We start from the raw sequence: 14,159 nt of genomic DNA on the forward strand, positions 1-14,159 counted from the left end.
TCTTTCGAAGAAGGGGGTACGACCATGACCAGGCGAGCACTCGTATTGGGCGGCGGCGGAGTCGCAGGTATTGCGTGGCAGACGGGTGTCCTACTGGGATTGGCCGAATCGGGAGCAGACGTCAGCGACGCCGAGATGCTGCTGGGGACCTCGGCCGGGTCCTCGGTCGCAGCCCAGATCTCGAGCGGAGCCACGTTGGCCGAGCTGTTCGAGCGTCAGGCGGACGAGGCCAAGCAGGACCACGAACCGCATGCCGAGGCGACGATCGACGAGCTGGTCGCCATGCTGGCTCGGGCGGCCCACAACTCGGACGGCAGTGCCATCGACACGCGTCGGCGTATCGGCACCGAAGCTCTGGCGGCCTCGACGATCTCCGAGCGTGAGCGCAGAGCGATCATCGAACGCCGGCTGCCGTCGCACACGTGGCCCAATCGCGATCTACGGATCGTCACCGTCGATGCCGTGACCGGTCGGCATCGGGTACTCGATCGTGGCTCGGGCGTCCAGCTGATCGACGCAGTGGCCGCGAGCTGCGCTATCCCGGGAATGTGGCCGCCGGTGACCATAGGCGATCACCGCTATGTCGACGGCGGTATCCGGGCGAGCGAGAACGCCGATCTGGCAGTCGGTTTCGAGAAGGTGCTGGTGTTCAGGGTCGGTGCCCTCGATCTGGAGCACGACCCCTTCGACGTCGAACGAGAGCGGCTGATCAAGGGTGGCTCGAAGGTGGAGGTCGTTGCCCCCGACGCCGATTCGTCGGCCGCCATCGGCCCCGATGCCACCGACATCGCAGTTCGATCGGCTGCAGCCGTGGCCGGACGAGCGCAGGGCAATGCCATCGCAGAACGCATCGCCGAGTTCTGGGTCTAGAGGACCTCTCTAGCCGAACAGTGCAGCGCCGTTTCCCCAACAGACCGAACGCACCCAGTCGTCACCGAGATCGAGTCGGCTCACGGCCTGCAGCGCATGCAGATACGGGTACGGGATGTTGGGGAAGTCGCTGCCGAACAGAATGCGATCCTGCAGTTCGAGCAGCCGTGGCCGCTCGTGTTCGGGGAACGGTGCGCCCGCCTCGGAGAAGTCGGTGAACGCCATCGTGGTGTCCAGCCGCACGTTCCGGTAGCGATCGGCCAGATCGAGGAAGTCGCTGTACTCCGGCATGCCCATGTGCGCGATGATCAGCGGAAGCGTCGGGAACCGCTGCAGCAGTCCGGCAATGGGCTCCGGTCCGGTATGGGTGCCCGGTGCCGGGCCCGAACCGCAGTGGATCACCACGGGTACCTGCGCGTCCGAGATGGCACCCCAGACACCGTCGAGCAAGGGGTCGTTCGGTGAGTAGTTGCCGACCTGGATGTGCGACTTGAAGATTCGAGCACCGTTCGTCAACGCCTGCTCGACGTACTCGGTGGCCCCGTCCTCGGGATAGAAGGTGGCGGTCTGCAGGCAGTCGGGGGTCCGGGCCGCGAAGTCGGCACCCCACGAGTTGAGCCAGGCCGCCATCGACGGCTTGTGTGGGTAGATCATCGACGTGAACCGCCGTACTCCGAACCCCCGAATGACCTCCAGTCGTTGTTCTTCGGCGAACCGGTAGGAGATGGGCCAGACGCTGCCGGTCAGTGGACCGGCACTGTCGAAATAGCTCCACACCTTGTCCATCACGTTCTTCGGCATGAAGTGCGTGTGGACGTCGAAGAGGCCGGGCAGGGACAGCTCGGTCCAGAAGGCGACGATCCGTTCGGTCTCGTCGAGAAGTTCGGCGTCGGAGCGTGGCGGCTCAGCGTGCGACATGGGCGTCGAACCACGCGAGAGTCTTGCCCCAGGCATCGGCGGCGGCGTCGGCGTCGAACACGGCAGGGCGGTCGTCGCAGTGGAATCCGTGCTTGCCATGGGCGTAGCGAGTGATCTCGGTGGCCACCGGTGCCGTCGCGGTGATCTCGCGCAGCGTCTCCACATCCTGGAACGGGATGCCCTCGTCCAGATCCCCGAAGAACCCGTGCCACGGCGTCTGGAGTGCGTCGCCCACCGAGGTCATCGCGGGATAGCCGAAGCGGCCCTGCGTGATTCCGCCGCCGTAGAACGTCGCGGCCGCACCGAGTGGGCGTCGAACAGCAGTCTGGAACGCCACACTGCCACCCATGCAGAAGCCGACGATCGCGATGGACGAGGGCTCGAAGCCGAGTTCGGCCAGTGCGGTCGCCGCTGCGTCCACGTCGGCGTCCACCTCGTCCGCCTCGAGTTCTCCGATGGCCGCCATGGCCGAATCCATGTCCGAGTAGTCGACCACGGTGACGCCGTCCTGCCGGTGGAACAGGTGCGGGGCGACCGCGACCCACCCTGCGGCCGCGACGCGATTGCAGACGTCGACGATGTGGTCGGTGACCCCGAAGGCCTCCTGGATGACGATGACGCCGCCGCGGGCATCACCATCGGGCCGAACGACGGTGAGGGGAGTGGTGTTCATCCCTCGATTGGAGCACACCGCACGTAGTACATGCCGGTAGCGTCGGTCGGACTCGCTGTTTTGTACGGTGGCGTGCAGGGAACGATCCCGACCGAGAGGACAACTCATGCGTGCGGTACAGATCTCCAGCCTCGACGGACCCGATTCGGTGACCGTGGTCGACGTCGACGAGCCTGCCGCGCGCGACGGATCGGTGGTCATCGAGGTTCATGCCGCCGGCGTCGCCTTTCCCGACGCGTTGCTCACCCGCGGCCTCTACCAGTACAAGCCCGAGTTGCCGTTCGTCCCCGGCAGCGAGATCGCCGGCATCGTTCGGTCGGCACCGCCGGAGTCCGGCTTCTCGGCCGGGGATCGCGTCGCGGCGCTGACTGGACTGAGCGACGGTATGGCGGAGGTCGCCGTGGTCTCACCCGACACCGTCTTCGCGCTACCCGAGTCGGTGTCCCTGTCCGCGGGGGCAGGATTGTTGTTCAACGACCTGACGGTGCACTTCGCACTTCGTGAACGCGGCCGTCTGGCTGCGGGCGAGACGGTCCTGGTGCACGGCGCAGCAGGGGGCATCGGAACCTCCGCACTGCGAATGGCTCCGGTACTCGGGGCATCTCGCGTCATCGCCGTCGTGAGCTCGCATTCCAAGGCCGACATCGCCCGTTCCGCCGGAGCCACCGACGTGGTGCTCGTCGACGGGTGGAAGGACGCGGTCAAGGAACTGACCGGCGGCCGTGGCGTCGACGTCGTGGTCGACCCGGTCGGCGGTGACCGGTTCACCGACAGCATTCGCTCGCTCGCTCCGTCGGGCCGAATCCTGGTGCTGGGCTTCACCGGTGGCGAGATCCCCACGGTCAAGGTCAACCGATTGCTGCTCAACAACGTCGACGTCGTCGGAGTCGGTTGGGGTGCATGGTGGATGACGCGCCCGGGCTACCTCGCCACGCAGTGGGCCGAGATCGAACCGCTGCTCGCCGATGGATCGCTCAGCGCACCCGAGCCGTCGATGTTCCCGGCCGCCGACGCTGCCGCCGCTATCGCGTCACTGGAGAACCGCACTGCCGCAGGTAAAGTGGTGCTCGACTTCACGCGCTGAGTTGCGGTCGGGCTGCCGGTTCACTCCGGCAGCTCGACGCCTCTTGCCTCGGCCAGGGCTGCGATCTCGGCAGGGAAGACGTTCTTGAACACGAACGGATCGGTTCCCAGAGCCCAGTCGGGCGCGAGTTCGATTGCGTACCGCTCGAAGTAGCCGAGCTGCTTGGCCACCAGGATCAACTCCTCCGGGCTCGACGTCTTGTACTGCTTGCCCATGCCGACCAGCGCTCGAATGAAGTCCGCCAGGCTGAAGTGCGCGAGGGTTGCCGAGAGCATCGGAGCGAAGACCGACTGTAGGATCGCACCGACTTCGGCGTCCGAACCCATCTGTGGGGCAACGATTCCCAGGCGTTTGACGGTGCCGGCGAGTCGGGTGAAGTCGCCGTCGATCACGGTGGCGTGGAACAGGTCGAGCAGTAGCGCGCGCCACTGCTCGTCCACCTCGCCCATGACTCCGAAGTCGAGGAACGCCACCCTGCCGTCGTCGAGAACCCAGACGTTGCCCGCATGCACGTCGCCGTGGAACAGGCCGTGCAGCACAAGGGCTTCCATCCAGACCTTGGCTGCGCGACGAACGATGAGCTCGGACTGATCCCCCGGCTCGTAGCGGTCGAGTGGGGAACCGTGCATGCGCTCCATGCAGATGACACGGCCACCGCAGTAGTCGAGGAAAACCTCGGGAGCGGTGACGTGCTCGTTGTCGCCGAACGCGCCGATTGCCGCGCGAAAGCTGTCCTGACGCTTGGCTTCCACGGCGCTGTCGAGTTCGGCGAAGGTGGCAGCGTGCAGGTCGACGATGATGGCCGACGCGTTGGCCGTGGCGAAGAACGGAATGAAGTTCTCGAGTCCGCGGGCGATGAGGTACGCGATACGCAGGTCGATCTTCATTCGGTGGTAGATGCCTCGTCGTTGCACCTTCATGACCACTTCACGGCCGTTGTCGCGGCGCACACACAGATGCACCTGAGCGACCGAGGCGGACGAGAGCGGCACGTCGTCGAACGAGGAGAACAGCTCGTCGATTCCGCGGCCCAGATCGGCCTCGATCACGGCGCGCGCCTGTGCCCCGGGGAACGGTGGCACCTCGTCGAGGCAGCGCAGACAGGTGTCGGCGAGGACCTTGGGAAACAGCCCCGGTGAGGACCCCATCAACTGCCCGACCTTGACGAAGGTGGGACCGAGAACGAAGAAGGCGTCGACGACGGCCTCCGAGGCGTGCAGCGGCCACCCGCGCCGCGGCGCGCGCACCCAGCGGCCGATCGCGACGACTTGGAAGTACGCCAACACCGAGCCGATGACGATGAGCCGCAACAGTTCTCGTACCCCGAACTTCCTCAGCTCGGGTGCCGGCTTCGGTGTCAGGGGCTCGGGCGTCATGCGTTCACCCCAGCAGGAACCCGCGCCGCCGAGGCTTCCAGGCGCGCCAGCAGTCGATCGAACCGGGTGGCGTCGTCGGAGGCGCGCGAGAGCACCAACGCGCCCTGTATTCCGGCCACGATCTCCTCGGCCAGTTCGGCGGCCGAGTCGCCGTGTCCCAGACGGCTCAGTACCGGAGTGAGTGCGTCGATCCAGTGGGTGAAATGCGTTGCGACGCGGCCCGAGAACACGGCACGGTCGAGACCGAGTGTGAACGCTCCGAACAGGCACACCAGTCGATTGGACCGGAAGTATCGGGCGGTCTGCTCGAACATCTCGTGGGTGGTCGACGCGGCATCGGTGCCGTGTCGCAACGGCTCGAACACGTTGTGGTGGAACCACAGTTCGACGTCGTCGAGGACAGCCTCGGCCATCTCCTGCTTTCCCCGCGGAAAGTAGTGGTAGAGGCTGCCTTTCCCCAGGCCGGTCCGTTTGCTGATGACCGCGAGGGACGATCCGTCGAATCCGTGGTCGCGGAACACCCCTGCGAGTATCGGCACCACGTTGTGGCGATCGCTCATGAGCCGGTACTGTACCAATCGGTACACGCCAGGTGTATCGGGGCTCCGGGAGTGAAGCCTGCGAAATGACCCATCGGGGTCGAGCCGAGATGGGTCGTACAGCTGTGAAGAGAACGACCGTCCTGGCCGCTGGTGCGTTCCTCGTCGGCGGGTTGACCTATCTGGCCGCCGAGGCCGTCGCCGCGCTGGGGTGGACCGATCGGCCGTACAGCTACGCCCGCAACAACATCAGCGACCTCGGTATCCCGGACATCTCGCCGCTGCACGCAGTGATGAACACCGGCTTCGTCGTCGACGGCACGTTGTTCGTCCTGGCGGGGCTGGGACTGGCGGTTCTCTTCGAGGGCCGCGCGCGGTGGATCGTGGCCGGCACCTCCGTTGTGCACGGTGTCGGCAGCATCGTCGTCGGGCTCGCTCACGCCTCCGTCGACGGGGCCTCTACGCCCCATGCGGTCGGTGCGGGCATGGCGATCGTCGGCGGCAATCTGGTACTGCTGGCGGCGGGCCGATACGGCGGCCGCGTCTGCGCGCCGCGTTGGTACACCGTGAGCAGTGCGACCGCAGGAGTTGCAGGCCTGGTGGGGCTGGCCCTGTTTCTCGCCGACACCGGAATCCTCGGCGGCGGAACATTCGAGCGCATTTCGGTCTACACCATCATCGGATGGGAGATCGTCACCGGCGCAACGGTTCTGGCCAAGCGCCGCCTATCCGAAGTCGGGTGACTCCTTGGCGAGGAAGGCGCGCACACCCTCCCTGCCGTCCGCCGACTCGAACGCCTCCTCGAACACCGGCAACGCCCGTCGCGCCGGTAGGCCGGGGGACTCTCCGAACGTGAGCGCGAGGGCCTGCTTGTTCGCCCGAACAGCAGAGCGGGATTTTCGCGCCAGCGCCTGCGCCAAGTCCAGGGCCATCGACAAGGACTGTCCACGCGGAGCGACGCGATTGATCAGGCCCCACTCCAGAGCAGTCTCGGCCGATACGGGCTCGCCGAGCAACACCAGCTCGGCGGCGCGGGCCTGACCCACCCGACGCAGCGCACGCATGGAGCCGCCGCTGCTGGGGATCACACCGAGGTCGATCTCCGGGAATCCGAGTCGAGCTCCCGCGTCGGCGACGACGAGGTCGCAGCACAGTGTCAGCTCGAGACCGCCGCCCAACGCAAATCCGCCAATTGCCGCGACGGTGGGCAGCGGCAGATCGTCGAGCAATTCCAGGGTGGCGTTCTCGAGATTGCTCTTGCGGGCCAGCACGTCACCGTCGTTCTGCATCTCGGGCATCTCGGTGATGTCCGAACCGGCGCTGAACACCCGGTCGCCGGTGAGAACGACCGCCCGAACCGCGGCATCGTCGGCCAACTCTCGGAGGACGGCGCGCAGTCGACGCGTCGCCGGTCGGGTCAGCGCGTTCACCGGCGGGTTGCTCAAGGTGATCTGGGCGACCGCCGCGTGCGGAAAGGTCAGGACAGGAGAAGGCTCGGTGGGCATACCTGAACCGTAGAGCGTGCGGCTGACCAGGCGATTGGGAGACTGCCGAGATGGCATGTAGCGTGGTGAACACCCGACGCGGGGTGGAGCAGCTCGGTAGCTCGCTGGGCTCATAACCCAGAGGTCGCAGGTTCAAATCCTGTCCCCGCTACTACGCGAGTCAGGCCCGACATCGATGATGTCGGGCCTGACTCGTCTGTGGTGCCCTCGTCTGTGGTGCCGCGGGGTTCGTCGATCAGGGCTGCAGTCTGAACTGCACGACAGCGGTCACATTCTCGATGGCGTCGTCGAGAGCGGTCATGCGTGCTCGGGCGTCCGGCGCAGACAGGATGTCCAGTCGATCGGATTGCCCCATCGGAATCAGTGCTGCCAGCGACCAGATCTTCTCGGCGGCCGAGATGGGCAGGCCCAGGAAGTCCGGAACACCGGGTGTGACAACGCTTTCCGCCGATTCGAGTCGACCGATCAGCTCGTAGAGATCTTCGACCCGCGCCCAGGTGGCGTCGAATTCGGTGTCGGCGATCACCGCGTCGGTGTCCTCGTCCGGCCACGCTCGGACGTCGGCCAGTGGGTACGGATCGTCCGGCAGCCAGGCGTCGATTCTGATCCGTTCACCGCCGACGCACTCGAGCAGATATCGGCCGTTGCCGATGGACTCGTGCCCGATGATGTGTGCGGTCGTCGCCACGTCGTGCCGTACGTCGCCGCCGCCGGCCTCGTGCCCACGCGCGATGAGCACCACACCGAAGCTCGGATCTTCTTGCTTCAGGCAGTCGTGCACCAGAGCCTGGTAGCGCGGCTCGAAGATGTGCAGTGGCAGACGTTCGCCGGGGAGCAGCACGCTGCCGAGCGGGAACATCGGGGTCACGCTCACGGGTGCTGCAACGGAACAGCCGCCGGGGCGATCGCCTCGGCTGCGCTCTTCTCGGTCCGGTTGGAGTCCAGGAATTCGTCGAGCAGTCGGAAGAAGAAGTCCGGCTCGTCGAGCTGGGGAAAGTGGCCGGCGTCGGGAAAGATCTCGACGCGACTGTTCGGGACCTCGCGTCGAATGTTGTCGGCGTGCTTGGCTGGAATCATCCGGTCCTTGCCGCCCCAGACGAGCAGCGACGGAATCGACTCGAACTTCTCGAAATGTTGCTTGGCGCTGACGGTCTGACCACGCGGGCCCACCACGGCACGCGTCGATGCCAGAAATGCGCCGCGGGTGGAGCGGTCGGCCACGGACCGGAACGACCGCCAGGTCTCGGCCATGCTGGGACCCGGCTTGACCGGCAGACCCCATCTGCCCAGCTGCGCAAGCGCGCCCTCGGTGTTCTTGCGGAACCAGTCCGATGCGAGCAGTGGCAGTACCAGCTCACTGCCGGGCAGCGTCGCGGCCTTGAGGAGCAGGCTCACTTCCGGGCCGAGGCCGCCGCTGCTGACCAGCGCCAGGCGATCGACCCGCTCGGGGAAGAGGTACGTCAGCTGCATGACGATGCCGCCGCCGAGCGAGTGACCGACCATCGGGGCCGAGTCGATGTTCAGGTGATCCATGAGGTCGCGAATGGTGGCCGAGTGCGAACTCAGCGAGTAGTCGCCGGTGGGCTTGTCGGATTCACCGTGGCCGAACAGGTCGGGCGCGACGACCCGATACTTCCGCGACAGACGTTCGAGCTGCGTGCCCCAGGACTGATGCGATCCGAGCAGGCCGTGCACCAGAATCACGGGAGGGCCGTCGCCCATGTCCACGTATCGCAGGACGTCCTTGTGTAGTTCTACCGACTGCAATTCGTACGATGAACTCATGGTCGACCTCCTCGTCGTGTGATTCCCGGATCGTCGCGTGGCTCGGCGAGCCGCTGGCACAAACGTACAAGCTGAGCCGACACTGCGACAGACCCTCGGTCAGCGCGCGAGCCCCGCCTCGTCGAAGGTGTTCGCGATCGTCTCGGCCAAGTGTTCGGCCATCGGTTCGCGCAACATGTCGACGTGATCTCCGGGGATGTCGACGAAACTCAGCTCACCACGGCCGACCGCCTGCCACGACCTGAGATCCTTCACGTTCTCCGCTGTGCGAACCACGGTCATCGAACCCGACCACGGTGTCGGCACGTGCTTGTTCAACGCCACGTACCCGATGCTTGCGAAGACCAACCATTCCATTGTCGTCGGGTACCGCAGCAGCCCGGCGAACTGCATCCGCACCCAGAGGGCGGCGGTGCCGATGCGACCGAGGTGGAAGCCTGCTTCTTCTCGCGTACGAGCAGGCGGCGCAGCCGGAACCTCGGTACCACCGGGCAACCTGTCCAGCAGATGCCGGAACAGCCGCGTGTCGAGAAGCAGCAGGTGCGGGGAGCCGAGGCCGGAGTCTCGGATCTCCTCCGCCATCGCGATGGCGATCCAGCCGCCGAGCGAGTGACCGACCAGATGGAACGGGCCCTCGGGTTGGACCGTCCGAACAGCGTCGACGTAGCGCTTCGCGGTTCGCCGAATCGTTCGGTCCGGGCGTCCGCGCTTGCCTCGGCCGTGCGCCTGCAGCGCATACACCGGGCGGTCATCGTCGATGTGCTTGACGAGGTTGAGAAAGGCCATCGCACCGACGCCTGCACCGCCGATCAGGAAGATCGGTGCCTTGCTGCCCTCGGTGCGCAGCGGCACGAGGACATCGTGTTCGCCGGTTGTACGCCGACGCGCAGTCGCTGCTTCCTCCAGGCGAGCATCGACTGTCACGGCCAATGCTCGAACGGTGGTCGCCGTGAACACGTCCTCCGGCGTCAGATCGATCTTCAGGCTCTCACGAAGGTGAGCCAGCATCGCCGTTGTGGTCAGCGAGTTGCCGCCCAGCGCCAGGAAATCCTCGTCCCGGCCGATGGTGTCCAGCCCGATCGCGGTGCGCGCGGCCTCGGCCACGATGTACTCGGTCGGGCCGACCGCCGTGCGCTCGACGCGTCGATCGGCGGGCTCGGGCAGTGCACTTCGGTCGAGCTTGCCGCGCTCGTTTCGCGGCATCGCGTCGAGCGCGACGATGTGGGTGGGGACCATCCATTCCGGCAGCGTCCGGCGCAGCGACGCTCGAATCTCGCCCACGGACGGTCGCCGACCGGAACGAGCCGAGCACACGTAGGCGACCAGGTCGGTGTCCGTGCCGGAGGTCCGACCGATCACCGCTGCGTCGCCGATCTCCGGCATGGCGCGCAGTGCTGCCTCGATCTCGGCCGGCTCCACCAGGTATCCGCGCACCTTGACCGCGTCGTCGATGCGTCCGGCCAGGTGCAGCGTCCCGTGGTCGTCGAGTCGGCCAAGATCGCCGGTGCGATACCGGAACAGACCGTCGCCGAGGGCGGTGAATCGTTGGGAGTCCAGACCGGCGCCGCCGAGGTAGCCGTCGGCCAGGCAGCTCGCCGTCACCCGTACTTCGCCGATCACGTCCGGTGCACACGTGGAACCGTCGGAGGTCACGACTTCGACGAGCTTGCCCGTGATGGGTCTGCCTGCAGGGAGAAAGCCCGACGGCAGCGCTCGTTCGGGCGGGTATTCGCTGTACGCGACGGCACCGGCTTCGGTGGTCGCGTACCAGTTGACCACCGTGGCGCGGCTGTCGAATCGCCGCCGAAAGCCGTCGGCATCGTCGGAGTGCAGGGATTCCCCGTACGTGACGACCACCCGCAGCGTGGACACGGCCCCGCGCCCGATGGGTCCGTGATCGGCTCCGGAGACTGCGCGCAGCAGCGACGACGAGCAGTGCAGCGTGGTCAGGGAATGCTCGGCTGCCCACTCGACGGTGCTGCTGGGGACACCGGACCTGGGGTCGCGGCAGTACACGGCGGCACCGCTGAGCAACCCCGCGAACAGGGTGTTCAAGCCGGCACCGAAGCTGACCGGAAGGGAGTTTCCGACGCGGTCGTGTGGGCTCAGTGCCAACGCGGTGGCGACCTCGTATGTCTTGGTCAGACACATGCGGTGGCTGAGGATCACACCCTTGGCGGTGCCGGTGGATCCCGAGGTGTAATTGATCACCGCAGTGTGGTCGCCCGACAGCGTCGGCAGTGGAACACAGGAGTCGATGGCTGCGGCGACGGTGGCGGGGTCCAACGCTGTCGCGCCCGCTTGGTCGATGATCGTGGCGCGACGCTCGGCGGGAAGCATGGGGTCCAGTGGAACCAGGGGATGGCCCGCTGCGACGACGGCGAGCATCAACTCGATCGAATGCGTCGTCGCGTCGGTCTCCACGGCGAGCGGCCGAGAATCGGTGGGAAAGAGCGTGGCGATCTTCCGTGCCGACGAGTAGGCGCGATGCAGGAGCTCGTCGAAGGTGAGTGAGGTGCCGTCGACGTCGAGTGCGATGGCGTGCGGCAGAGCGTGGGCCACCTCGCGGTAGCGGGCCATCAGGGTGTCGCGACGTTCCGGCCGACACAGCGGGGCCAGCGACAGTCGGGTCGGCGCATCGATGTCCTGAATAGACATGATTCTCCTTGCACGAGCCCGACCCGTGATTGCGAAGTCGGTTTGATACCTCTAAACCGGCTCCGAGACTGTTTTACCGCTCCAAAGGTAGACGTGAACAGCCTTTTTACGCAAGCGGAAAACCGGACATTCCACAACAATCGGGTGACGTTGCGGAATGTCCGGTCGGTTTCGGGTACGCCCCTACAGGTCCGCGATGGCCTCGAGAGGCTTCGTGCGTGCTGCTCGAACGGCGGGCCACAGCGCCGCCAACACACCGACGACAGCGGATCCGAGCAGCATCGCCACCACCTGGCCCCACGGCACGGTCATGGTGCCCAGGCCCTCGTCGCGGAGAGTCTGCACGAATCCCCACCCGAACGCGATGCCGAGGACGACGCCCACGATCGCGCCGAACAGTGCGATGAGCAGCGACTCGAGATAGATGATGCGTCGTACCTGAGGCCGCTGCATGCCTATCGCGCGCAGCATGCCGATCTCCCGACGCCGCTCGACGACCGACAGGGCCAGCGTGTTGACGATGCCGAGCACGGCGATCACGACGGCCAGTGCCAGCAATCCGTACAGAACGGCGAGCAGGGTGTCGATCTGTTGACCCTGGCTACCCTTGAACTCCTCCACGTCCTGGACCTGGACGACGACGAACGGCTTGGTCGCGGCCTCGAGGTCGGACCGCAGCGTGTCCAGGTCTGTTCCGGGCGTGGCCTTGACCAGAACCAGGATGTCGGACCGGGTGATGGACGGCGTCACCTCCTGGTAGATGTCGCCCGAGACGATCCAACTCCCGATGAGCGGATTGTCGGTGAACACGCCGGTGACGGTCACCGGGACCGACGCCCCGTCCACGGTGTCGAAGGTGACCTCGGTTCCGACCGTCCACCCGCGCGTCGCCGCTTCGGTCTCCGACACCGAGAATCCCTCGCTGTCGAGGTCTGCAGTGCCCTGAACCATCGACAGCTCGAGCAGTCCCTCGGGTGAGCCGTCGATGGCGGCGCCGTACTCCTCCTGGCCGGCGATGGTGACGAATACAGGGTGCAGTACCGCTGTGCGGTCCACGCCGGTCACCTGCTGTGCTGCAGTCGTTGCACCGGTCGGAACACCGATCGACTGCGGACCGGACAGGATGTAGTCCGCCTCGACGCCGGTGTCCACGAGGGAGTCGACACTGGCCTTGGCGGTGGATCCGAGCACGCCGATGACGGTGACGAGCATGAGTCCGAGCATCAGGGCGAAGGCGGTGGCCGCGGTGCGTCGCGGGTTGCGTACCGAGTTGGTCCTGGCCAAGCGTCCGATCGCGCCGAACGGACGGGTGATGACGGCACCCAGCGCGCCGACCACCGGCCGTGACAGCGACGGTGCGGCCAGTGCGGTGGCGACGATCAGCGCGACGGCTCCCGCGCCGACCGTGGCAGCGGCAGCCCCGCCGGTCGACTGCGCGCCGATGATCAGTGCGGCTGCGCCTGCGATTCCCAGGCCGACGCCCACGAAAGTCCGGGTGCGCAGGGTGTCGCCCGCAGAGGCGAACTCCTCTCGCATCGCGGCGACCGGCGGAATCTTGGCCGCTCGTCGGGCCGGTGCGTACGCGCTCAGCACGGTGACGAGGATTCCGACGGCGAAGGCGACGACAACGGTGCGCGGCTCCAGTGCCAGCGGTCCCGACGGCAGGCCCAGGTCGAAGGCGTTCAGCAGTGCTCGTAGGCCGTAGGCGAGCCCGACTCCGCCGACGAAGCCCAGGACGCTGCCGATGACGCCCACGACGAGGGCTTCGAGGACGACCGACCGGCTGACCTGTCCGCGGCTGGCTCCGATGGCGCGCAGCAGTGCCAGTTCGCGGACGCGTTGCGCGACGATCATCGAGAACGTGTTGTAGATGATGAAGGTGCCGACCAGCAGGGCGATCCCGCCGAAGGCGAGCAGGAAGTAGTTGATGAACGACAGCGCGGACTCGACCTCGGCCTGAGTCTCGGCCTGTACGTCCGCGGCGGTCTGGACCTTCAGATCGGGAAATGCCGCGGCGATCTCGTCGCGAAGATCGCTCTGACCCAATCCCTGTGCGGCGAGATCGTTGCCCGCGACGTCGATGTACTGCACGTGAGCGCCGTCGGTGAACAGCTCGTTCGCCTGGCTCTGCACGAACTGGATTCCGATGTAGCCGCCGGATTCGGTTGCCGTGGAATAGATTCCGCTGACGGTGACGTCGGTGATGCCCTTGGACGGCACGAGGACCTGGGTTGCGTCACCCACTTTCAGGCCTGCGCGCTCGGCGCCACCGGCATTGATGGCGATCTGACCAGGAGCGGTGGGAGCCGAACCGTCGACGAAGGTGGTCGGATCGCCGAGTCGTTGGTCGTCCGGGAGGTACGACTCACCGATGGTCGGTGCGCCGCCGGACTGGACGGCGGCACCGTCCGAGCCCAGCAGTACCAACTGTCCGCCGACGTACGGGGACACGGCGCGCACGTTCGGCAACGCCGAGATTGCTGCGATGTCCTCGTTCGGCACGCCGGAAGAGCGCGCGTCCTCGGGGCTCACTCGAACGTCCGCGCCCTGTGCGGTGTCGGCGAACAGCGAGGAGAAGGTGCGCTGGAGGGTGTCGGTGAAGACGAACGAACCCGCGACGAACGCCGTGCCGAGCACGACGGACAGCACGGTCAACGCCAACCGAACCTTGTGTGCTGCAAGGTTTCTCAACGACACCTTGCGCATGGGATTGCCCGACGGCTTTTGTCGAGGAGGTTTGTTGGAAACGGA

12 protein-coding genes and 1 tRNA gene are annotated in these 14,159 nt (G+C 66.5%); 4 read left to right on the forward strand and 9 right to left on the reverse strand.

Features of this window, described 5'->3' with window-relative positions; all coding sequences use genetic code 11:
* Positions 1–24 precede the first annotated feature (24 nt).
* Complete coding sequence (locus tag CH276_RS10840; protein ID WP_094629147.1) at positions 25–870, forward strand: patatin-like phospholipase family protein; 846 nt, start codon at positions 25–27, stop codon at positions 868–870.
* Between the two features lie 9 nt (positions 871–879).
* Here CH276_RS10840 and CH276_RS10845 read toward each other — a convergent pair whose 3' ends face one another.
* Positions 880–1,788 (reverse strand): amidohydrolase family protein, encoded by a 909-nt coding sequence (locus tag CH276_RS10845; RefSeq protein WP_052049911.1) that lies wholly within the window; start codon positions 1,786–1,788, stop codon positions 880–882.
* Positions 1,775–2,461, reverse strand: a complete 687-nt coding sequence (locus CH276_RS10850; RefSeq protein WP_094629148.1) for a dienelactone hydrolase family protein — start codon at positions 2,459–2,461, stop codon at positions 1,775–1,777. Before CH276_RS10850 ends, CH276_RS10845 begins: the two co-directional genes overlap by 14 nt.
* 106 nt (positions 2,462–2,567) lie before the next feature.
* Between CH276_RS10850 and CH276_RS10855 the strand changes: the two genes are divergently transcribed.
* Positions 2,568–3,545, forward strand: coding sequence for an NADPH:quinone oxidoreductase family protein (locus tag CH276_RS10855; protein ID WP_094629149.1), 978 nt, complete (start codon positions 2,568–2,570; stop codon positions 3,543–3,545).
* Positions 3,546–3,565: 20 nt separating this feature from the next.
* Here CH276_RS10855 and CH276_RS10860 read toward each other — a convergent pair whose 3' ends face one another.
* Together CH276_RS10860 and CH276_RS10865 are read right to left on the reverse strand one after the other, a co-directional pair.
* A complete protein-coding gene (locus CH276_RS10860) occupies positions 3,566–4,921 on the reverse strand; it encodes an ABC1 kinase family protein (RefSeq protein WP_094629150.1) in 1,356 nt (451 codons plus the stop codon).
* Positions 4,918–5,481, reverse strand: coding sequence for a TetR/AcrR family transcriptional regulator (locus CH276_RS10865; protein WP_176459200.1), 564 nt, complete (start codon positions 5,479–5,481; stop codon positions 4,918–4,920). The genes CH276_RS10860 and CH276_RS10865 overlap by 4 nt, the downstream gene beginning before the upstream one ends.
* A gap of 104 nt (positions 5,482–5,585) precedes the next feature.
* Between CH276_RS10865 and CH276_RS10870 the strand changes: the two genes are divergently transcribed.
* Positions 5,586–6,203 (forward strand): DUF998 domain-containing protein, encoded by a 618-nt coding sequence (locus CH276_RS10870; RefSeq protein ID WP_176459201.1) that lies wholly within the window; start codon positions 5,586–5,588, stop codon positions 6,201–6,203.
* Here CH276_RS10870 and CH276_RS10875 read toward each other — a convergent pair.
* Complete coding sequence (locus CH276_RS10875) at positions 6,186–6,965, reverse strand: enoyl-CoA hydratase/isomerase family protein (protein ID WP_176459202.1); 780 nt, start codon at positions 6,963–6,965, stop codon at positions 6,186–6,188. The genes CH276_RS10870 and CH276_RS10875 overlap by 18 nt on opposite strands.
* Before the next feature lie 77 nt (positions 6,966–7,042).
* Here CH276_RS10875 and CH276_RS10880 point away from each other — a divergent pair.
* Positions 7,043–7,116: transfer RNA gene (locus tag CH276_RS10880), tRNA-Met, on the forward strand.
* 84 nt (positions 7,117–7,200) lie between these two features.
* Here the strand turns inward: CH276_RS10880 and CH276_RS10885 are convergent.
* The 4 genes from CH276_RS10885 to CH276_RS10900 form a co-directional block, all read right to left on the reverse strand.
* Positions 7,201–7,839 carry an LON peptidase substrate-binding domain-containing protein gene (locus tag CH276_RS10885; protein WP_032396804.1) on the reverse strand — a complete coding sequence of 213 codons (639 nt, stop codon included), beginning with the start codon at positions 7,837–7,839 and terminating at the stop codon, positions 7,201–7,203.
* Positions 7,836–8,750, reverse strand: coding sequence for an alpha/beta fold hydrolase (locus CH276_RS10890; protein ID WP_254923869.1), 915 nt, complete (start codon positions 8,748–8,750; stop codon positions 7,836–7,838). The genes CH276_RS10885 and CH276_RS10890 overlap by 4 nt, the downstream gene beginning before the upstream one ends.
* A gap of 99 nt (positions 8,751–8,849) precedes the next feature.
* Positions 8,850–11,408 carry an alpha/beta fold hydrolase gene (locus CH276_RS10895; protein ID WP_094629153.1) on the reverse strand — a complete coding sequence of 853 codons (2,559 nt, stop codon included), beginning with the start codon at positions 11,406–11,408 and terminating at the stop codon, positions 8,850–8,852.
* A gap of 183 nt (positions 11,409–11,591) precedes the next feature.
* Positions 11,592–14,114 (reverse strand): ABC transporter permease, encoded by a 2,523-nt coding sequence (locus CH276_RS10900; RefSeq protein ID WP_032396801.1) that lies wholly within the window; start codon positions 14,112–14,114, stop codon positions 11,592–11,594.
* Positions 14,115–14,159: the final 45 nt, after the last annotated feature.

It is taken from the genome of Rhodococcus sp. 06-470-2 (assembly GCF_002258235.1).
Taxonomy (GTDB): domain Bacteria; phylum Actinomycetota; class Actinomycetes; order Mycobacteriales; family Mycobacteriaceae; genus Rhodococcoides.

Coding starts and splice junctions, on each gene's coding strand:
- CH276_RS10875 (WP_176459202.1), bottom strand. CDS start 6,965: ATGCCCACCGAGCCTTCTCCTGTCCTGACCTTTCCGCACGCGGCGGTC.
- CH276_RS10900 (WP_032396801.1), bottom strand. CDS start 14,114: ATGCGCAAGGTGTCGTTGAGAAACCTTGCAGCACACAAGGTTCGGTTG.
- CH276_RS10865 (WP_176459200.1), bottom strand. CDS start 5,481: ATGAGCGATCGCCACAACGTGGTGCCGATACTCGCAGGGGTGTTCCGC.
- CH276_RS10840 (WP_094629147.1), top strand. CDS start 25: ATGACCAGGCGAGCACTCGTATTGGGCGGCGGCGGAGTCGCAGGTATT.
- CH276_RS10845 (WP_052049911.1), bottom strand. CDS start 1,788: ATGTCGCACGCTGAGCCGCCACGCTCCGACGCCGAACTTCTCGACGAG.
- CH276_RS10895 (WP_094629153.1), bottom strand. CDS start 11,408: ATGTCTATTCAGGACATCGATGCGCCGACCCGACTGTCGCTGGCCCCG.
- CH276_RS10860 (WP_094629150.1), bottom strand. CDS start 4,921: ATGACGCCCGAGCCCCTGACACCGAAGCCGGCACCCGAGCTGAGGAAG.
- CH276_RS10890 (WP_254923869.1), bottom strand. CDS start 8,750: ATGAGTTCATCGTACGAATTGCAGTCGGTAGAACTACACAAGGACGTC.
- CH276_RS10850 (WP_094629148.1), bottom strand. CDS start 2,461: ATGAACACCACTCCCCTCACCGTCGTTCGGCCCGATGGTGATGCCCGC.
- CH276_RS10855 (WP_094629149.1), top strand. CDS start 2,568: ATGCGTGCGGTACAGATCTCCAGCCTCGACGGACCCGATTCGGTGACC.